At 62.7% G+C, this 19,668-nt stretch carries 18 protein-coding genes; 11 read left to right on the top strand and 7 right to left on the bottom strand.

Annotation, left to right across the window (positions count from 1 at the left end; all coding sequences use genetic code 11):
* Nucleotides 1-18 precede the first annotated feature (18 nt).
* The gene (locus P3T23_RS01390; protein WP_429314399.1) at nucleotides 19-492 is read left to right on the top strand and encodes a hypothetical protein; all 474 of its coding nucleotides are present in this window, start codon (nucleotides 19-21) and stop codon (nucleotides 490-492) included.
* A gap of 206 nt (nucleotides 493-698) precedes the next feature.
* Here the strand turns inward: P3T23_RS01390 and P3T23_RS01395 are convergent, their stop codons facing one another.
* The 4 genes from P3T23_RS01395 to P3T23_RS01410 form a co-directional block, all read right to left on the bottom strand.
* On the bottom strand, nucleotides 699-2,024 hold the full coding sequence (locus tag P3T23_RS01395; RefSeq protein ID WP_429314400.1) for an MFS transporter: 1,326 nt from the start codon (nucleotides 2,022-2,024) through the stop codon (nucleotides 699-701).
* A 114-nt stretch (nucleotides 2,025-2,138) separates the two neighbouring features.
* Nucleotides 2,139-2,381, bottom strand: a complete 243-nt coding sequence (locus P3T23_RS01400; RefSeq protein WP_429314401.1) for a DUF2783 domain-containing protein — start codon at nucleotides 2,379-2,381, stop codon at nucleotides 2,139-2,141.
* Nucleotides 2,382-2,450: 69 nt separating this feature from the next.
* Nucleotides 2,451-4,166 (bottom strand): FAD-dependent oxidoreductase, encoded by a 1,716-nt coding sequence (locus P3T23_RS01405; protein ID WP_429314402.1) that lies wholly within the window; start codon nucleotides 4,164-4,166, stop codon nucleotides 2,451-2,453.
* A 36-nt stretch (nucleotides 4,167-4,202) separates the two neighbouring features.
* Entirely contained in the window at nucleotides 4,203-5,162 is a 960-nt protein-coding gene (locus tag P3T23_RS01410; RefSeq protein WP_429314403.1) for an MBL fold metallo-hydrolase, read from the bottom strand.
* Nucleotides 5,163-5,428: 266 nt separating this feature from the next.
* On the opposite strand from P3T23_RS01410, the gene P3T23_RS01415 reads away from it, so the two are divergent.
* The 7 genes from P3T23_RS01415 (at nucleotide 5,429) to P3T23_RS01445 (ending at nucleotide 13,188) form a co-directional block, all read left to right on the top strand.
* Entirely contained in the window at nucleotides 5,429-6,250 is an 822-nt protein-coding gene (locus tag P3T23_RS01415; protein WP_429314404.1) for an IclR family transcriptional regulator, read from the top strand.
* Nucleotides 6,251-7,141: an IclR family transcriptional regulator gene (locus tag P3T23_RS01420; protein ID WP_429314405.1), complete on the top strand. Its 891-nt coding sequence runs from the start codon at nucleotides 6,251-6,253 to the stop codon at nucleotides 7,139-7,141.
* A 352-nt stretch (nucleotides 7,142-7,493) separates the two neighbouring features.
* Nucleotides 7,494-8,780 (top strand): amidohydrolase family protein, encoded by a 1,287-nt coding sequence (locus tag P3T23_RS01425; protein WP_429314406.1) that lies wholly within the window; start codon nucleotides 7,494-7,496, stop codon nucleotides 8,778-8,780.
* 1 nt (nucleotide 8,781) lies between these two features.
* Nucleotides 8,782-9,843: an ABC transporter ATP-binding protein gene (locus P3T23_RS01430; RefSeq protein ID WP_429314407.1), complete on the top strand. Its 1,062-nt coding sequence runs from the start codon at nucleotides 8,782-8,784 to the stop codon at nucleotides 9,841-9,843.
* A gap of 84 nt (nucleotides 9,844-9,927) precedes the next feature.
* A complete protein-coding gene (locus tag P3T23_RS01435; protein ID WP_429314408.1) occupies nucleotides 9,928-11,268 on the top strand; it encodes an ABC transporter substrate-binding protein in 1,341 nt (446 codons plus the stop codon).
* Between the two features lie 81 nt (nucleotides 11,269-11,349).
* The gene (locus P3T23_RS01440; RefSeq protein ID WP_429314409.1) at nucleotides 11,350-12,270 is read left to right on the top strand and encodes an ABC transporter permease; all 921 of its coding nucleotides are present in this window, start codon (nucleotides 11,350-11,352) and stop codon (nucleotides 12,268-12,270) included.
* Nucleotides 12,271-13,188 (top strand): ABC transporter permease, encoded by a 918-nt coding sequence (locus P3T23_RS01445; protein ID WP_429314410.1) that lies wholly within the window; start codon nucleotides 12,271-12,273, stop codon nucleotides 13,186-13,188. It begins immediately after the preceding gene.
* A gap of 3 nt (nucleotides 13,189-13,191) precedes the next feature.
* On the opposite strand, the gene P3T23_RS01450 is transcribed toward P3T23_RS01445, so the two are convergent.
* The 3 genes from P3T23_RS01450 to P3T23_RS01460 form a co-directional block, all read right to left on the bottom strand.
* On the bottom strand, nucleotides 13,192-14,073 hold the full coding sequence (locus tag P3T23_RS01450; protein WP_429314411.1) for a MurR/RpiR family transcriptional regulator: 882 nt from the start codon (nucleotides 14,071-14,073) through the stop codon (nucleotides 13,192-13,194).
* A gap of 70 nt (nucleotides 14,074-14,143) precedes the next feature.
* Nucleotides 14,144-15,226, bottom strand: a complete 1,083-nt coding sequence (locus P3T23_RS01455; RefSeq protein ID WP_429314830.1) for an ABC transporter ATP-binding protein — start codon at nucleotides 15,224-15,226, stop codon at nucleotides 14,144-14,146.
* Between the two features lie 120 nt (nucleotides 15,227-15,346).
* Nucleotides 15,347-16,120, bottom strand: coding sequence for an SDR family oxidoreductase (locus tag P3T23_RS01460; protein WP_429314412.1), 774 nt, complete (start codon nucleotides 16,118-16,120; stop codon nucleotides 15,347-15,349).
* Between the two features lie 382 nt (nucleotides 16,121-16,502).
* On the opposite strand from P3T23_RS01460, the gene P3T23_RS01465 reads away from it, so the two are divergent.
* The 3 genes from P3T23_RS01465 (at nucleotide 16,503) to P3T23_RS01475 (ending at nucleotide 19,656) form a co-directional block, all read left to right on the top strand.
* Nucleotides 16,503-17,735 (top strand): ABC transporter substrate-binding protein, encoded by a 1,233-nt coding sequence (locus P3T23_RS01465; RefSeq protein ID WP_429314413.1) that lies wholly within the window; start codon nucleotides 16,503-16,505, stop codon nucleotides 17,733-17,735.
* A 188-nt stretch (nucleotides 17,736-17,923) separates the two neighbouring features.
* Nucleotides 17,924-18,814: a carbohydrate ABC transporter permease gene (locus P3T23_RS01470; protein WP_429314414.1), complete on the top strand. Its 891-nt coding sequence runs from the start codon at nucleotides 17,924-17,926 to the stop codon at nucleotides 18,812-18,814.
* On the top strand, nucleotides 18,811-19,656 hold the full coding sequence (locus P3T23_RS01475; RefSeq protein WP_429314415.1) for a carbohydrate ABC transporter permease: 846 nt from the start codon (nucleotides 18,811-18,813) through the stop codon (nucleotides 19,654-19,656). The genes P3T23_RS01470 and P3T23_RS01475 overlap by 4 nt, the downstream gene beginning before the upstream one ends.
* Nucleotides 19,657-19,668: the final 12 nt, after the last annotated feature.

The raw sequence follows: 19,668 nt of genomic DNA on the forward strand, positions 1-19,668 counted from the left end.
GGTTTTATACGTGTTTTCTTGAAACAGTCAGTCATGGTGGGCGACATGGGAAAGGCATTGTTATATAAATCGGCCAAGTGCCTTATGGTAGCAGTGGCTATAAGTGGCTTTCAGTCGATATATGCCGATGAGGACATCAATGATTCTAACTGCATGCAGCACCTTGGCGGTGGTGGGTTCGGAGATTTCGATTGTTACGAACATCATGCTAAGAGTCTGGAGGCTGATAACAAGAAGGTTTCCAATGCAATCACGTTAGCGCGCGGCGTTACTAGCGCAAACAAGGCTGAATTGAACCAATATATGCGAGCGCAAGACGATGCGGCGAAGGCTTGCGATCTCGCGATTAAACTTGAATATCCGTCACAGAAAGAAAGAATGCGAAGAGACCATATAGAATTATATGATGTTATGGCGGCACGTTGCCACTATTCGATTAGAAAGCAACAAAACGAGTTTCTGCTCGATCTATATTCGATCACGAACGGTTAAGACTAACTGTGCCATTCATGGCTAATTCAATTGCCCCGCTTCCGCGGGGTTTTTCATTCGAGCGTCATGCGCTCGGTGCTTCGCCCGAGTCGTTTGCACGCATCGAGATTCCACCGCTTTCGGCCGTCGAATTGCGGTGGTCGATTCGCGGCGGGTGGACGTGGTGTGCCGCCCAGCCGCAGTGAACATCGTTGATGTCGGGGCGCTCACCCTGCACGCGACTCGCGCGGCACACCACGCAACAACGCAACACCGCTCGCGAACAGCAGCGCCGTCAACAGATACAGCGCGTTATCCATACTGCCCGTGTGCACCTTGATGAGGCCGATCACCCAGGGGCTCACGATCCCGCTCGTAATGCCGATACTGCTGATGAGCGCGATCCCTGCTGCGGCGGCGTTGCCCGACAGATAGCCGGACGGCACCGTCCAGAAGATCGGCAGCGCGGCGAAAATCAGCACTGCCGCCACCGACAGGATCGCCAGCATCGCGGGAAAACTGCTCAGATGCAGCGTCAGCAGCGACAGCGCGATGCCGCCGCCAATCGTACACACCGCGAAATGCCGGCGACGTTCGCCGTGTCGGTCCGAGCGGCGCGCGATCAGGATCAGCCCAACCGCGCCGATCGCGTTCGGAATCACCGTATAAAGGCTGATCCACAGCACGTCGTGCACGCCGAAGTCGCGGATCATCAGCGGCATCCAGAAGTTGAGCGTCAACGACGCACAGGTCAGCGAAAAGTAGATGAACGCGAACAGATAGACACGCGGATTGCGCAACGCATGCGCGAACGAACTGGACGAATGTCCGTGCGCGGCCTTATGACCGGCGTCGCGCTGCGCAATCAGGTGATCCTTTTCCGCCGCGCTCAGCCACTTCGCGTGCTGCGGGCCATCGACCAGCCAGAACGCCGCGGCAAGACCAAGCAACACCGCCGGCGCGCCTTCGATCACGAACATCCATTGCCAGCCGAAGAGGTTCAGCACGCCGGCCATATCGCGCATGATCCAGCCGGAAAAGAGACCGCCCAGTACGCCCGCCACCGCCACGCCTGCGAAGAAAATCGACAGCACGGCCGCACGCCGGCGCGCGGGATACCAGTACGTCAGATACAGCACGATTCCCGGGAAAAAGCCTGCTTCGAATACCCCGAGCAGGAAGCGCATTGCATAGAAGTGCGAAGGCGTGGAGACGAACATCATCCCCATCGACGCAAGGCCCCACAGCAGCATGATCCGCGCAAACGTGCGGCGCGCGCCGAAACGCGCGAGCAGCAGGTTGCTCGGCACCTCGCACAGCACGTAGCCAACAAAGAAGACCGCGGCGCCAAGGCCATACATGGCGTCGCTGAATCCGAGATCGTGCTTCATCTGCAACTGCGCAAAGCCGATGTTGATCCGGTCGAGAAAGGACACGACGTAACAGAGAAACAGAAACGGGATGATCCGGAGCGTGACCTTCCGGTAGAGCGGATCGTCGCGCGAGTTGTCGGATGCCGCCGGCTCGAAAGCCGGGGCGACGGATTGGGTCATGGTGTCTCTCTCCAAACGAAAGGTCCGTTGGACCTTGGGAACCCGGCGTCTTGTCGCGCCGTGGGCGAATCGATGCGCGGCCGGGATCGGCCGTGCGCAGGGTGAATGCGCGGACTACGCGGCGATCTGCGGCGCGTGCGGCTCGGGCCTGATGGTGCAGGAGTGCAGCGCGCCGTCGCGCGCATGCTGCATCGCTTCGAGCAGCGTCGCGTGATCGCCGATGTGATTGGCGAGCAGCAGGATCAGTTGCGCATTGGCGGACTGGCTTTGCGCGTCGTCGAGATCGCGATGCATATCGATCAGCGCTTCATAGAAGTCGTCGGGGCGCGCGAGATTCGGTTCAGTGTTGAGTGTCATCGCTGTCTCCTGCTATTTGTTTCGAGCGCAGTGGATGCCGTGTCTCGCAGCATCCACTGGTGCCGCGATTCAGGCCGTTCCGGCTACGCACAGGGCGCGCTTCAGTGCCAGCTCGACCTGCGCTGTATCGATCTGCCGCCAGCGCGCACAGATGTGCTGATCCGGGCGAATCAGATAGAACGTGCCCGGCAACGCGTCGTAACGCTTTGCAGCAAGCCCTTCAATATCGTGTGCGATCACGGCGGACGGCGGAAATCCCTGAGGCTTCGAGTCAGCCTTCAAGGCACGCTCGCTCACAACGACGAGGCGCAGCGGAACCACGCCTTGCCGCAGCTTCTCCACTGCGGCCTGCGTAGCCGGATCGATACCGGACGTGCCGCAAAACAGCACACCGGTGAATTGCTGGCCAAGCTGGGGCAGCAACCACGCAGACTGTCCATCGACCTCGACCGGCGCATCGCAACACGACGCGCCCGGCACCATCTGCCCCGCGAAACTTTCCGCATCCGACGTATTGAGCGCGGAATCGTGCAGCACCGCCGGCACCGACAGGCGACCGCTATTCACCAGTTGCCGCGCGAACGCATGATCGCGGGCGAGCTTCAGCACGGCATCGCGGAACACGCGGCTGACGGCGCTCTTGGGCGTGATGAAATCGGTCGAGCGGGTGGAGTTGCGAATGTTCTCGTCGGCGGCGTATTCGCGTTCGCTGGCGTAGGTGTCGAGCAACGTGTCGGACGCGCGGCCTTCCAGCACCATCGCGAGTTTCCAAGCGAGATTCTCCGCGTCCTGCACGCCGCTGTTCGCACCGCGTGCGCCGAACGGCGAGACGCCATGCGCCGAATCGCCGGCGAACAGCACATTGCCGTGCCGGAAGCGATCCATCCGCTGACACGAAAACGTATAGATGCTCACCCACTCCAGCTCGAACTTCACGTCCGGGCCAAGCAACGCACGCACACGCGGAATCACGCGCTCAGGCGTTTTTTCGAGCACGGGATCGGCGTCCCAGCCCAGCTGGAAATCGATGCGCCACACGTTATCCGGCTGACGATGCAGCAGCACCGACTGGTTCGGATGGAACGGCGGATCGAACCAGAACCAGCGCTCGGTCGGAAAATCCGCTTCCATCTTCACGTCGGCGATGAGGAAGCGGTCCTTGAACGTGCGGCCCTTGCTGTCGAGGCCCATCAGCTTGCGGATCGGGCTGCGCGAGCCGTCCGCGGCGACCACATAGCGACCGCGCAGCGCGTATTCGCCTTGCGGTGTTTCAACCGTTAGCGTGACAGCCGCTTCGTCCTGCCGCAGCCTCACCACCTTGCTCTTCCAGCGAATCTCGAGGTTCGGCAACTCGCGCGCCCGATCTAGCAGAAAGCCTTCGACGTAGTACTGCTGCAGATTGATGAACGCCGGCCGTTGATGCCCGCTCTCCGGCAGCAGGTTGAACGTGTAAACCAGTTCGTCCTGCAGGAACACTTTGCCGACATTCCACTTCATGCCCTTGTCGACCATCTTCTGACCGCAGCCGAGCCGGTCGAAGATATCGAGCGAACGCTTCGAAAAACAGATCGCGCGAGAACCGGTCGAAAGCGAACAGTCGTCGTCGACCAGCACGACTGGCTGGCCCTGCTGCGCAAGATCGATTGCGGTTGCGAGGCCCACCGGCCCGGCACCGACCACGATCACGGGGTGCACGGTCGCTGGCTGGCCGGCCTGCTCGCCTTCGCCCTGCTGCTCGCGGCAGGGCTGATAGTCGAACGACAGGGTCTGATAGTTGGTGCTCATCGGGTGTCTCCGTCCGTCTCTTCCACGCTGCATCGATCAGGCTTGCAGCGCGTCCCACATCTCCTTGTCGCGCTGCGCCGTCCAGATGCGCGGATGCGCGATGCCGCTCGCTTCATCGAACGCACGCGACACGTCGAACGGCAGGCAATGCTCATAGATGAAGACGTGGCCGAACTTCGGGTCCATGGCTTGACGCGTGTGCGCCATGGCGGCCTTCAGGTCGAGCTTCTGCTCGACGGCTTCGCGACCCTGCTGAAGCAGCGTCGTGACGAAGTCCTTCGTGTAGTCGATGCCCTTGTTGACGTCCTCGGGCGTGGTGAGCGCGGGGCCGCGGCCGGGCACGAGCTTCTCGGCGCCGAGCGCGCGCAAGGCCTCGAGCGTGGCGGGCCACTGTTCGAGTTGCGCGTCGCCGCAATAACAGGCGGCGTCGTATTCGACCAGGTCGCCCGAGAACAGCACCTTCTGCGACGGCAGCCAGACCACCGTGTCGCCCTTCGTATGGCCGGCGCCCAGATGCGCGATGCGCACTTCGAGCTTGCCGAGGAAGAGCGTGATTTCGCGTTCGAACACGAGCGTCGGCCAGGTGAGGCCCGGCACCGTTTCGACTCCGGCAAAAAGACGCGGAAAGCGCTCGATTTCCGACTTCATGTCGGCCTCGCCACGTTCGACGATCATTTCATACGTGCCGCGGCTCGCGATCACCTGCTGCGCGCCTTCCGCGAAATACGCCGACGCGCCCAGCACGCGCACCGCGTGATAGTGGGACAGCACGACGTATTTGATGGGTTTGTCGGTGACAGTGCGGATCTTCGCGATCAGATCCTGAGCCATCGCGGGCGTGGCGGTCGTGTCGACGATCAGCACGCCGTCGTCGCCGATGATCACGCCCGAATTCGGATCGCCCTCGGCCGTGTAAGCCCAGGCGTTCTCCGACAGTTGCGTGAACGTGATCTTCTTTTCTTCGAGATCGGCCTGCGATGCGAATGCCTTTGCCATGTCTGTCTCCCTCATGAGTTGGGTGTGAGGCGAGACGGCCACGGCGCACGGTCGTGCGCACGCAGGCGGTACTGGAGGAGTGTCTCGCCCCGTTTTGACTCTATAACTGCGCCGGTGTGTCGGGGTGATTGCATCTTATGACTCACCTGATTTATTTGTCAATAGCGAATTGTGTTGCCATACGCAAATAGCAAAACTAGACTTTAAGGGTCGGGAAGCCGCCAGGCTTCGTTTAACATGGACCCTTTTTCAGGGCGTACGTGGACGTGAGCAGAGCATCGAAAGAGACGGCGCGTCACGGCGAGGAGCCGGACGCGGAAAAGCGGCAGCGCGGCATCCAGAGCGTCGAAGTCGGCGGCAGGCTGCTGCATACGCTCGCCGCCGCGCGCGGCCCGCTCGCGCTCAGCGACCTGGCCGCCAGCGCGGAGCTGGCGCCCGGCCAGGCGCATACGTATCTGGTCAGTCTGACCCGACTCGGGCTCATCAAACGCGACGAACTGTCGGGCCGTTACGAACCGGGGCCGCTGTCGCTACGGCTGGGATTGCTGCATCTCGAACATCAGCCGGCGTTTCGCGCGGCAGTGCCGCGGGTTGCCGCGCTGGCCGAAGCGGTTGGCTTCAGTGTCGCGATCTGCATCGCGGGTCCGCAGGGGCCGACCATCGTTCGCTATCAGCACGCGGGTTTTCCGTTGCATGTGAACCTGCACGTGGGAACCGTGATGTCCTTGCCGGCGACGTCGACGGGTCGCGTGTTCTGCGCCTGGCTTGCCCCGCAACAATGGCAGACGATGTGGGCGAGGCAAGCCGGCTCCCCCGACGACGTGCTCGCTACGCCCGCTCAACGCCAGGCATTCGACGCGACGCTCGCCGAAATCCGCGCGCGCGGTCTCGAACGGAGCATCGATGCACCGAGCCCCGCTGTCAGCAGCATGAGCGCGCCGGTACTCGACGCGAACGGCCAGCTCTGCCTCGCACTGACCGTGATCGGCTCGACCGGCTCGATCGATGTGAAATGGAATGGTCCGATCGCCCGTGCGCTGCGCGAGACCACGCAGACGATCAGCGCCGAACTCGTCGCCACCCCGTAAATGCCTCGCTCACCCTCCCCCGTGTCTCAAGACAACGACAACGCCTGCCATGCCCGCCAGCAGCGCGGCATCCAGTCGCTCGACAGCACCGGCGAACTCCTCACCGCGCTCGTTGCGGCGGGCAGGCCGCTAACCTTGCGCGACCTCGCCGCCGCAGCCGGCATGCCGCCGGCCAAGGCCTTCCCGCATCTCGTCAGTCTGCTGAAGATCGGCTTGCTCAGCCGCGACGCGGGCGGCTGTTTCGAAGCCGGGCCGCTCGCGCTCGAACTTGGCCTGATCGGCTTGCAACGCCTGTCGCCGACACGCGAAGCCGAAGCCGAAATCGCCGGACTGGCCGTATCGACGGACATGAGCGTCGCGATGGCCGTGCTCGGACCGCTCGGGCCGACCGTCGTGCGGCTCGAGGAATCGTCGCGGCCGCTGCATGTGAGCCTGCGGGTGGGGACGGTGATGTCGCTGGTGAACACGGCGATCGGCCGCGTATTCGCCGCTTTCATTGCCGACGATGTGCTGAGCGGACTGCTCGCGCAGGATGCGCTGCGGCTGGCCGGCGCGCCGGCGGCAGAGATTTACGCGGACGCGCGCCAAACCAGCGAGCGTTCGCGAGCGCAGCTTGAGCCGCGCTATGCAGAGCGGCTTGCAACGATCCGCGTGGATGGAGTCGATCACGCGCTCAACAAGCCAGTGCCTGGCATCAACACGCTCGCGGCACCCGTGTTCGACCATACCGGGAACATCTGCCTCGTCGTCGCGTTGATGGGGCCGGCTGGCAGCTTCGACAGCGATCTGAAGGGTGACCCCGCGCAGACCTTGCTCGCAGCAACGCAGCGGCTGTCGCATCGGTTTGGGTATGCAGCGGTAGTGAACAGCAACTGGCGGTCGCAGGGATAGGCACGCACACAGGTGCCGCGCCCAGCGCACCAAACGCGTCGCTCACATCCGCACCAGCAACAATCACGACCAGCCCGGCCGGTGCGCACGCACCGCGCTGAAGCGCCATGCAGCGGCGTGGTGCAGCCACCCTTGCCAGGCGAGCCTCAGGACAGCGCCCCAACCCAGTGCCAGCAAGCACAAGCCAGCATCGGCATAAAGCTTGCATAACTGCTCGCATTGCGTCCACTCAGGGCGCCGACGAGCGGACCCATCTCATGCTGCGCGATGCGGCCCCTGGTCGCCGTTCTTCGAAGGCGGAACTGATCCGCGCGGCGAAGGCGTCGCGCTCGGCTACTGAATCCGCTCACACATGAACCGACTCCCCGATCACGTGGACCTGGTCATCCGCCACGCGCGGATCGACGACGATGCGCCGCTCACCGACATCGTCATCGACGCCGGCCGCATCGTTGCGCTCGAAACCGACTGGCACGGCACCGCCCGCGAAGAAATCGACGCGGCCGGCCGTGCCGTCGTGCCTGGCTTCATCGAGCCGCATATCCACCTCGACAAGGCAATGTGGCATCGTGCGCGGCCTTCGGTTGCGGGCACGCTTGAAGAAGCCATTCGCGTCACGGCGGACCTGAAGTCGCGCCGCGATCGCACCGACATGCTGGTGCGTGCGCGTCGCGTACTCGATATGGCGGTGCGAAACGGCACCGTCGCGCTGCGCGCGCATCCGGACGTCGATCCGATCCAGCAACTGCTGGGCGTGGAAACGATGCTAGAACTGCGCGACGAGTATCGCGACCTGCTCGATCTGCAGATCGTCGCGTTTCCGCAGGAGGGGTTGATCAAGGCGCCGGGCACCTTGCAACTGATGGAAGAAGGTCTGCGGCTCGGTGCGGATGTCGCGGGCGGCTGCCCCTACAACGAGTTGAATCGCGAAGACACCGAGCGTCACATCGACGCGGTCTTCGACCTTGCGCAGCGCTTTGACGTCGACATCGACATGCACGCCGATTTCGCCGACGACACCGCCGACGCCCGTTTCTTCGCCACCGCCTATATCGCGCGCAGAACGATTGAGACGGGCTACCAGGGACGTGTGTCGCTCGGCCATGTCACAAGCCTCGGTTCATTGCCGCCCGAGCAGCTCGCGCCGCTGGTCGATCTGCTTGCCGAGGCGCACATCCATGTGGTCACGCTGCCCGCCACCGATCTCTATCTGGGCGCACGCCACGACGCGTCGAATCCGCGCCGCGGCCTGACGCCCTTGCGCGCGCTGATCGACGGCGGTGTGAATGTCGCGTACTCGTCGAACAACGTGCGCAATGCGTTCACGCCGTTCGGCAATGCCGACGTGCTGACCATCGGCAACCTGCTCGCCCATGCCGCGCAGTTCGGCACGCCATCGCAGCAGGCGCAGATCCTCGCGATGGGCACCGTCAACGCGGCGCGCGCAATCGGCCTCGCTTCGGACTACGGCGTGGCGCCAGGCCGCATCGCCGATCTCGTCGTGCTCGATACGCACTGGATCGCGGACGCCCTGCTCGACATCCCGCCGCGCACATGGGTCATCAAGCGCGGCCGCATCACCGTGACCACGCATCACTGCTGCGAGATTCATCGCGCCCATTCAACAGAAGAGGTGTAACGTGCCCGCCCCGCTCTCATCGCCGACGTCATCAAAATCGCACGCGCAATCGCGGATCGAACTCGTTCACGTGACGAAGCTCTATGGCGACAGCGTCGCCGTAGACCGTCTCGACCTCTCTATCGAAGGCGGCAGCTATTGCTGTCTGCTTGGACCTTCCGGCTGCGGCAAGACCACGACGCTGCGGATGATCGCCGGTCACGAGACCGTCAACGACGGCGATGTCCTGATCGGCAACCGCAACGTCACGCTGCTGGAACCCGCACAACGCGGCACGGCGATGGTGTTCCAGCACTATGCGCTTTTCCCGCACCTTTCCGCGCTCGACAACGTCGCCTTCAGCCTGCGCATGCGCGGTGTCGGGCGTGAAGAGCGTGAACAACGTGCGAAGGCGCTGCTGGAGCTGGTGTCGATGGGCGCTTATGCGCATCGCAAACCGGCCCAGCTATCGGGCGGTCAACAGCAGCGTGTGGCGTTAGCGCGTGCCTTGCTCAACCAGCCGCGCTGCCTGTTGCTCGATGAACCGCTTTCCGCGCTCGATCCGTTCCTGCGCGTGCAGATGCGGGCCGAACTCAAGCGCTGGCAGAAAGAACTCGGCATCACCTTCGTCCACGTCACGCATTCGCAGGAAGAAGCGCTCGCGCTCGCCGATCTGGTTGTCGTGATGAACGGCGGCAGGATCGAACAGGCCGGCACGCCGCACGAAGTGTTCAACCGGCCACGCACCGAATTCGTCGCACGCTTTCTCGGCGCGCACAACGTGATCCCATCCGGCAAGGAGATGATCACCGTGCGCGCCGACCAGTTGCGCGTCGCGCCGCACGGCACTGTGCCAGTGCAGGGCGGTCCTGAAGGCATGAGCCGCATCGGCGGCGTGCCGTGCCGTGTCACCGCCACCGAGTACCACGGCACGCACGTCCGCATGAGCCTTACCACGGTCGACAGCGACCGCGAACTGATCGCGCTCGTGGGCGATGCCGATTACGACGTCGCCCGGATGCAGGTCGGCGCACGCGTGGTCGTGTGGTGGAGCGAGGAGCACGCGCATGCGCTTGCCGCCTGACCGATCTGACCCATCACCCTGAAATACGTTATATCCAGCCGTCTTTCATTGAATGCACTACAAACGCAACGAGGAGCCTTTGCCATGAGCGACAAGAAAACAACGGACGCCCGCGTGGAAACCGACGCCGCCACCGCCGTCCATGACACCGCAACGAACGCAAACACCACCGCCGAACACGGCGGCCTTTCGCGCCGCACGTTCCTGAAAGGCGCGGTCGCGGCCGCCGGCATCGCCGGCTTCCCCTACGTGCACGCGCAGGAAAAGATCACCCTGCGCTATCTCGGTACCGCCGTGAACCAGAGCGCCGACATCGCGAAGAAGTTCAAGGAAGACACGGGCATCGAAATCCAGTACATCCCGCTCACCACCGACGACGTCACCAAGCGCATCATCACGCAGCCGAATTCGTTCGATATCGCCGACACCGAATACTTCTCGCTGAAAAAACTGATTCCGTCAGGCACGCTCGTCGGTCTGGACGCAAAGAAGATCAAGTACGCGGACAAGATCACGCCGGTGCTAACGCATGGCGAGATCGGCGGCAAGAAGATCGGCGACCAGGGCACCGCGCCCAAAAAGGTCATGTTCCTGACGGACCAGCATTCGACACAGTTTTCGCCGACGCCCACCGAGTGGATGACGCTGATCCCGACCACCTACAACGCCGACACGCTCGGCATCCGGCCCGACCTGATCAAGCGCCCGGTGAACACGTGGGCCGATCTGCTGAACCCGCAGTTCAAGGGCAAGGCCGCCCTCCTGAACATCCCGTCGATCGGCATCATGGACGCCGCGATGGCGCTCGAAGCCAGCGGCAAGATGAAATACGGAGACAAGGGCAACATGACGAAGCTCGAGATCGACGGCACCATCGCCGCGCTGATCGAAGCGAAACACGCGGGCCAGTTCCGTGCGTTCTGGCGCGACTTCAACGAGAGCGTGAACCTGATGGCCTCCGGCGAAGTCGTGATCCAGTCGATGTGGTCGCCGGCCGTGACCAAGGTTCGCACGATGGGCGTGCCGTGTACGTTCCAGCCGCTGAAAGAAGGCTATCGCGCGTGGGCTTCGGGCTTTGGGCTGCCGCGCACGTTGCAGGGACGCAAGCTCGATGCGGCCTATCAGTTCATCAACTGGTTCCTCGACGGCTGGGCCGGCGCGTATCTGATGCGTCAGGGCTATTACGCCGCCGTGCTCGAAACGGCCCGCCAGCACATGCAGCCGTTCGAGTGGGACTACTGGATCGAAGGCAAACCCGCGACGCAGGAGATCAAGGCGCCGGACGGCCAACTGCTCGAAAAAGTCGGCACCGTTCGCGACGGCGGTTCATATCAGACGCGCATGGGCGCTATCGCATGCTGGAACGCTGTGATGGACGAGAACATCTACATGGTCCAGAAATGGAACGAGTTCATCGCGGCTTGATCGCCGCGCCTGTGAAGCGGCCCGCGCGGGCCGCGCTGCTCTTTTTCACTTCACTCAGGTCATTCAGGCAAGGACAACGCGATGGCCACGCTTCCCAATCCGATCGCCGCCGGGCCTGCCGCACGCGAACGCCGCAAGGCGCGGCGTTCCGCGTGGTGGCAGGCCGCCCCGCTCACCCTCGCGTTCCTGCTGTTTTTCATCGTGCCGCTCGTGATGACGCTCGTCGTGAGTTTCTGGAACTTCAACGAGTACGAGATCATTCCGGCGTTCACGTTCAAGAACTATCAGGCGATCTTCGACGGCTGCGGCTCGCTCACCAACGTCTGCGTAACACTGAAGACCTATTGGTCGACGCTGCGCTTCTGCGTGATCGTGTGGGCCGTCACGCTCGTGCTCGGCTTCTCGATTGCCTGGTTCCTCGCGTTTCACGTGCGCACGGTGCGCATGCAGACGCTGCTCTTCATGGTCTGCACGATTCCATTCTGGACCTCGAACGTGATCCGCATGATTTCGTGGATGCCGCTGCTCGGGCGCAACGGGCTCGTCAATCAGGCGCTGGTCGGTGCGCATCTCGTCGACAGGCCGCTCGACTGGTTGCTGTATTCCGACTTCGCCGTCGTGCTGGCGTTCGTGCATCTGTTCACGTTCTTCATGATCGTGCCGATCTTCAACGCGATGATGCGCATCGACCGCTCGCTGATCGAGGCCGCACGCGATGCCGGCGCAAACGGCTGGCAGATTCTCTGGTGTGTGGTGCTGCCGCTGTCGAAGACGGGTGTGATCATTGGTTCGATCTTCGTCGTGACGATCGTGATGGGCGACTTTCTGACCGTAGGTGTGATGGGCGGCCAGCAGATCGCATCGGTGGGCAAGATCATTCAGGTGCAGACGTCGTATCTGCAGTTTCCGGCCGCCGCCGCCAATGCGATGGTGCTGCTCGCCATCGTGCTGATGATGATCTGGGCGCTCACGCGTCTCGTCGATATTCGCAAGGAGCTTTAAATGACCGCTCCCACAGTCATGCGGCGCGACCGGCGTCCTGCGAGCTTCTACTGGCTTTCGGCGCTGTTCGCCCTGTTCGTGCTGTTTCTTTATGGGCCGACCATCACCATTTTCATCCTGTCGTTTCAGGGTCCCGAAGGCGGCTTGACATTCCCGATGCGCGGCGTCTCGCTGCACTGGTTCAGGCAGTTGAGTCAGGGCGTCGGCGAGGTCGACATCTGGGGGGCCTTTGCCCGCTCGATGAAGCTCGCGCTCGTGACGATGGTGCTGACCGTCGTGTTCTCGCTGATGGCCGGTCTCGCCTTTCGCCGGCGTTTTCGCGGCGATGGGGCGGTGTTCTACATGAGCATCGCCAGCCTGATCATGCCTTCGATCATCGTGTCGCTCGGCATCGGGCTGACATTCCGGTTGCTCGATATGGGCGTGAAAACGCTCGCCAATGCGGCAGGCTGGAGCAGCTTCGCGGAAAGCTATACGACATCGATGGGACTCTATACATCGGCGCTGGGCGCGCATCTTACCTGGACGTTGCCGTTCGGCCTGCTGGTGATGTTTGCCGTGTTCAACCGCTTTAACAGCAGTTGGGAAGAAGCGGCGCGCGATCTCGGCGCGACGCCATGGCAGCGGTTCCTGCACGTCGTATTGCCGATCATCGGGGCGTCGGTGATCGGTGTCGGGATGTTCGGCTTTACGCTGTCGTGGGACGAGATCGCGCGGACGTCGCAGGCAATCGGCGATGCCAATACGTTGCCGCTGGAATTGCAGGGACTGACGACGTCAGTGACGACGCCGGTGATCTATGCGCTCGGCACAACCACAACGGTGATGTCGTTTGCTGTGGTGATCGTGTGCTTACTCGCTGTGCGCATGATCGCGCGACGCCGGCGCAAGGCGAGTCTGCTGGCGGCGGTTGACTAAGGCTCAGGGCGTGTCACCAGGAGCCTGGGTCGGCGCCGGCTCCTGCTCCTGCGACAGCCGCGCCTTGGCGTGCCGCATTTTCTCCAGCGTCTTCGGTCCGAGGCGCAGCGCGACGCCGATCGCGAGCGCATCCATGATGCACAGATGCACGAGCCGCGATACGCCCGGCGTGTTCGGATCGATCGGAGTCGGCACACGCAGCAGCAACGGAATATCGACGAGCCATGCAAGCCGCGAGCCGACATTCGTGAGCCCAATGGTGGTCGCGCCACGCTCCTTCGCGATCTGGATGCTCTCGTTCACTTCGACGCTGCGCCCCGAATGCGAGATCGCAAAGGCGACGTCGCCCGGCTCCATCAAGCCCGCGTACAGGCGTTGCAGATGACCATCGGTGAAGGCGCTGGCCGCAATGTCGAGCCGCAGAAAGCGCAATGCGGCGTCCTGCACCGCAAGCCCCGAGCCAGAACCCACACCGAAGAAATACACGCGCCGCGCGGTCGCAATCGCCGAGATCGCCGCCTCCACGGCTGAGGGTTCGAGCGCACCGCGCGCGTGCGTGATGCCTTGCACGGCGGCCTCGCTGACCTTGTCGAAGAGGGTCTGGATATCGTCGTCACGCGTAACGGCCGTCGAGGCATACGGCAATCCGCCCGCCACGCTCTGCGCGAGCAGCATCTTGAAGTCGCGCAGTCCATGCGCGCCAACCGCCCGACAAAAGCGGGTGACGGAAGGCTCCGACACGTCGGCGCGCTGCGCGAGTTCGGTGATGCTCGCGCGCATCGCGAAATCGACGTCGCTCAGCACCATGTCGGCAACCTTGCGCTCAGCAGGCCGCAGCGACGCGAGCGCGTTGCGGATGTGGGGAATCAGGTTCGGAGCGGACACCCGTGTGTTCCAGTTGGGTTAAAGACTCCGCGTTCTGTCAGCACGTTCATGGCAACGACAGCACGCGGATTCAGGCAAGCCTGCGGCCACTCTCCGTATCGAACAGATGCAGATGCTGAGCGGGCAGCCCGAGCGTCACACGCTGGCCAGGCTCGATCTTCGAGCGCTGGCGGGTCGTGACGCACCACGAACTGCCGCCGATTGTCCCGTACAGGTGCGTCTCCGCGCCAGTCGGCTCGACGACTTCGACTTCCATCGTCACGCCCGGCTGAGCGTCCGCTCCGGTTTCGATATGCTCCGGCCGGATGCCGAGCGTCACGCGCGCACCCGGTGCGGTCGATGTCTTCGCTTCATCCGGCAGAGGAATCACGTGATCGTCCGGCAACGCCAGCACGAGGCCGCGGTCGCCCTGCACGATCGTGCCTTCGGCGAAGTTCATCGACGGCGAGCCGAGGAAGCTCGCCACAAAGAGGTTCGCGGGCCGGTCGTACAGTTCCAGCGGACGGCCGATCTGTTCGATGCGCCCCGCGTTCATCACGACGATCCGGTCGGCCATCGTCATCGCTTCGATCTGGTCGTGCGTGACGTAGATCACCGTATTCTTCAGACGTTGATGCAACGCCTTGATTTCAGTGCGCATCTGCACGCGCAGCTTCGCATCGAGGTTCGACAGCGGCTCGTCGAACAGGAACAGCGACGGCTCGCGCACCACCGCGCGGCCCATCGCCACGCGCTGCCGTTGCCCGCCGGACAGGGCGCGCGGCAGACGGTCGAGATAACCGCCGAGGTTCAGCATCTTCGCCGCCGCCTCGATGCGCGGCTTGAACCGCTCCGCCGATTCCTTGCGGATGCGCGGGCCGAACGCGATGTTGTCGTACACCGACAGATGCGGATAGAGCGCGTAGCTCTGGAACACCATCGAAATGTTGCGCTCCTGCGGCGCGAGCGCATTGGCGCGCGTGCCGCCGATCATCAGATCGCCGCCGCTGATTTCTTCAAGGCCCGCGACCATGCGCATCAGCGTGCTCTTGCCGCAGCCCGAAGGCCCGACCAGCACGACGAATTCGCCATCGTCGATAGCGAGGTCGATGCCGTGCACGACCTGCGTATCGCCGTAGCGCTTGAAAATCCCGTTCAGTTGCACTGCTGCCATGCTGCCCTCTTCAGATCGAAAGCGCCGCGCGCGCTGCGCGACGTTCATGCTTTCATCGTGCGCTCTTGAGCGCCGCTCAGGCTTGTTCCGGCCCGCTTCGGCCTGTTCTGGTCCGCCCGCTCAAATCTGTTCGAGCGTCAGTTCCTCGGCCATCAGCCGGTTGCCCGCCATCAGGCCGCCGTCGACCGGCAACGCCACGCCGGTAATCACCCGCGCCATTGGCGACGCGAGGAACAGCACCGCGTCGGCGATATCGTCGGGAGTCGCGAAGTCGCGCAGCGGATACCACTTCTTCAGCGCCTCGAAGACCTGCGGGTTCTTGTCGACGCGCGCCTGCCACGCCTGCGTCTTCACCGTTCCCGGGCACACGATGTTGGCGCGAATACCGTAGCGGCCCAGTTCCAGCGCGAGCGCCTTCGTATAGCTGATCAGACCGGCCTTCGCCGCGCTATACGCCGGATGCCCCAGCGACGCCATGCCGTTGACTGAGCCGATCAGCACGAGCACGCCGCGCTGACGCCCGATCATCGACGCACGCACGGCTTCCACCGTGTGGTACGTGCCGTTCAGATTGAGGTGCACGTCGCGCTGCCAGCTGGCGGCATCCGTGGTGGCGAGCGTCAGGCCTTCCGCCGCGCCTGCGTTCGCGACCAGCACGTCGACCGGGCCGCGCTGCTGCGCCGCCTGCGCGACCGCGTCGCGAACCGCTGCCGCGTCGCCGATATCGACGGCAACCGGCGTCACGTGGCTCGCGCCGAGTTCATCCCTGAGCACGGCAAGGGCAGTCGCGTCGATATCGAGCGCCAGCACCGTGTCGCCCTGCTCCACGAAGCGTCTGCATAACACCCTGCCGATTCCGCCACAGGCACCCGTCACCAAGACCACGCGATTCATGTCCGTCCTCGTCGATGTGTTGCCTTGCGGGCGGCTCCCTCGATGCGCGCCGCGCCGCCTGCCCCGTCCCTCTCCCTGATTGCTGCCTGCCACGTGGAGCAAAGCCACCTGGCCCCGTGGCCCCTTATTTTTAGCCCGACCCGCCTGTAAGTTTCCAACAAAAAGGTCGTTTCGCGATGATCTTTACCAGTGAACAGCGTTGTCTCATCTGTCTTGCGCCGCACAAAATATGCCTTCTTTACAGCATATTATGCGGGAACGGCTCAGATAAAAAATATGGCGAACCCTACGTGACAACTATTTTTTCGTCCTGTAGGATTTTTTCAAACAATCCAAACCCAGCAGCCGGCTACGGCGGCAGACCACCCCAGGAGAGACGAAAATGTCGTTGCATGCACGTGCTTCAATTGCGCTCGGCAAGCTGGCCGTTGCGCTCGCGGTCGCAGGTATCGCTACGGCGGCGCACGCCGATACGGTCCGCGTGACCGTCGCCCACTACAGCGACGCTACCGCACCGTACTTCGAGAAGATGGCGAAGAACTTCGAGAAAGCCAATCCCGGCACGACGATCAAGATCGAAGACGTGAATTGGGACACGCTGCAACAGAAGCTGCAAACGGACATTTCCGGCAACGCCAACGCCGACCTGGCTATCGTGGGCACGCGCTGGCTGCTCGATTTCGTCAAGGACGACGTCGCCGAACCGCTCGACGGCTACATGGACGCCGCGTTCAAGGGCCGCTTCATCGGCCCGTTCCTCGCCCCGGGGCAGATCAACGGCAAGACGTATGGCCTGCCGATCGCCGCATCGGCGCGTGCGCTCTACTACAACAAGGATCTGCTCGCGTCGGTCGGCTATCCGAACGGCCCGAAGACGTGGAATGACGTGGTCGACGCCTCGAAGAAGCTGAAGGCGAAGGGTGTCGCCGGCTTCGGCCTGCAGGGCAAGGAAATCGAAACCGACGTGTACTACTACTACGCGCTGTGGACGCACGGCGGCGATGTGGTCGGCAAGGACGGCAAGGCGGCGTTCGATTCGCCGGCCGGCATCAAGGCCGCGACGCTGTACAAGACGATGATCGACGAAGGCCTCACACAGCCTGGCGTCACCGGCTATAGCCGCGAAGACGTGCAGAACCTCTTCAAGCAGGGCCGCGTCGCGATGGTCATCTCCGCGCCGTTCCTTGCGAAGCAGATCAAGAAGGAAGCACCGAACCTCAAGTACGGTATCGATCCGGTGCCTGTCGCCACCACGCCTGCAACGTATGCGGTGACCGATTCGATCGTGATGTTCAAGAACTCCAAGGTGAAGAAGGACGCCTGGAAGTTCCTCGACTATCTGTTCACGAAGGAACCGCGCGTCGAGTTCACGAGCACGGAAGGCTTCCTGCCGACGACGAAGGCCGAGGCAGCGGATCCGGTGTTCAACGATCCTGACACGAAGGCGTTCATCGCGCTGCTGCCGACGGCCCATTTCGCGCCGACGGTAACGGGTTGGGAAGACACGGCGAAGGCGGTCACCAATTCGATGCAGTCGGTCTACCTTGGCAAGGCGAAACCGGCGGATGCGCTCGCCGACGCCGCCACGCAGGCGAACAAGGCGCTGGGTCATTGATGCAACGGGCCGCGCGCGAACCTGAGAGCTTGCTGGCCTGATGCCTTGAGCGCGGCCCATGCGGCGCTGTTCCGGCCGTTGTTGTTGTCCTGTCTTCGACTCTCGCATGGGTCCGGTCTTGATCGACCCATTCTGACGCGCCGGCATGATTTTTCATCATCGCCGGCGCCTCTTCTGAACGAGCACGCATGAGCCGTCCTGCTTCTCTGCGCCCACCGGCGCCCTGGTTGCTGATTGTGCCAAGCCTCATTCTGGCGCTCTTCATCATCAGCTATCCGATTTTCAACATCGTGTACCAGTCGCTGCACGAGGTGTCGCGCTTTGGCGCGATCCGCGACTTTACCGGCCTGAAAAATTTCTACACGATCTTCGACGATCCAGCGTTCCTGGATGCGATGCGGCGCACGGTCGTATGGACGCTGTTCGTCGTGTGCGGCACGGTGCTGATCTCGGTGCCGGTCGCACTGGTGCTCAATCAGGATTTCCATGGCCGCGGCGTAGCACGCACGATCATCATGCTGCCGTGGTCCGTTTCGCTCACGATGACGGCCGTCGTCTGGCGCTGGGCGTTCAACGACGATTACGGCATGGTCAACGTCACGCTCCATCGTCTAGGGCTGATTGCCGGCCCGATCCACTGGCTGGCGACGCCTGAACTGGCGTTCCCGGTGGAAATCGCCGTCGGCATTCTGGTGTCGATTCCGTTTACGGTGACCATTCTGCTTGGCGGACTTTCGTCGGTCCCGGGCGATATTTACGAAGCGGCGCGCATCGACGGCGCCAGCGCGTGGCAGCAGTTTCGCAAGCTGACGCTGCCGTTGATGCGGCCGTTCATCAACATGGCGATCCTGCTGAATGTGATCTACGTGTTCAACTCGTTTCCGATCATCTGGGTCATGACGCAGGGCGGACCGGATAACGGCACGCATATTCTCGTCACTTATCTGTATGAGCTTGGTTTCCGGCTGGGTCGGCCAGGCGAAGCGGCAGCCGTTTCGCTCATCATGCTGATCATGCTGTTTGTGTTTTCGATGGTGTATCTGCGCATCCAGCCGAAGTCGTCGGGAGAAGCCGCATGAGCCTCAAGATGAAACGCTCCTTGTGGTGCTGGCTCGCGCTGTCGCCGCTCGTTGTTGTGATCCTCTTCCCGTTTGCGGTGATGTTTTTCACTGCCTTGAAGCCTGCTGAGGAGATCTTTGTGTACCCGGCGCGTTGGCTGCCGGTGCAGTGGCGCTGGGAGAACTTCGTCGACATGTGGACCGCGGCGAATTTTGGCGTCGCGCTGCGCAATAGCACGGTGATCAGTCTGCTTTCCACCGCGCTGGCGCTGTCGGTCAGCCTGCCGGCCGCTTACGCGCTTGCCCGCTTTCCGTTTCGCGGACGGGGTGTGTATCGCCAGTTTTTGCTCGTGACGCAGATGCTGTCGCCGATCCTGCTGGTGGTCGGGCTGTTCCGGCTGGCGGCGATGATTCCCTATGGCGACGGCAATCTTGTCGATTCGAAGATCGGGGTCATCGTTTCCTATGCGGCGTTCAATATCGCTTTCGCCGTGTGGATGCTTTCCTCGTATTTTCAGACCGTACCGCGTGACCTCGAGGAGTCCGCGTGGCTCGAGGGGTGTAGCCGGACGAAGGCGGTTTTCAAGGTGTTCCTGCCACTGGCTGTGCCTGCGATCGTCGTGACCGCGATCTTTACGTTCATCAATGCGTGGAATGAGTTTGCTGTTGTTTATACGCTTATCCGGTCGCCGGAGAACAAGACGCTAACCGTGCAGGTGACCGATATGGTTGCCGGCAAGTATGTGGTTCAGTGGCACCTGGTGATGGCCGCCACCTTGTGCGCTACGTTGCCGGTTTCCGTGGTCTTTGCCTGGCTGCAGCGCTATCTGGTTAAAGGGCTGGCGCTTGGCGCGGTCAAGTAACGCTTCCTCTGC

The organism is Paraburkholderia sp. GAS448 (assembly GCF_050435685.1).
GTDB lineage: Bacteria > Pseudomonadota > Gammaproteobacteria > Burkholderiales > Burkholderiaceae > Paraburkholderia.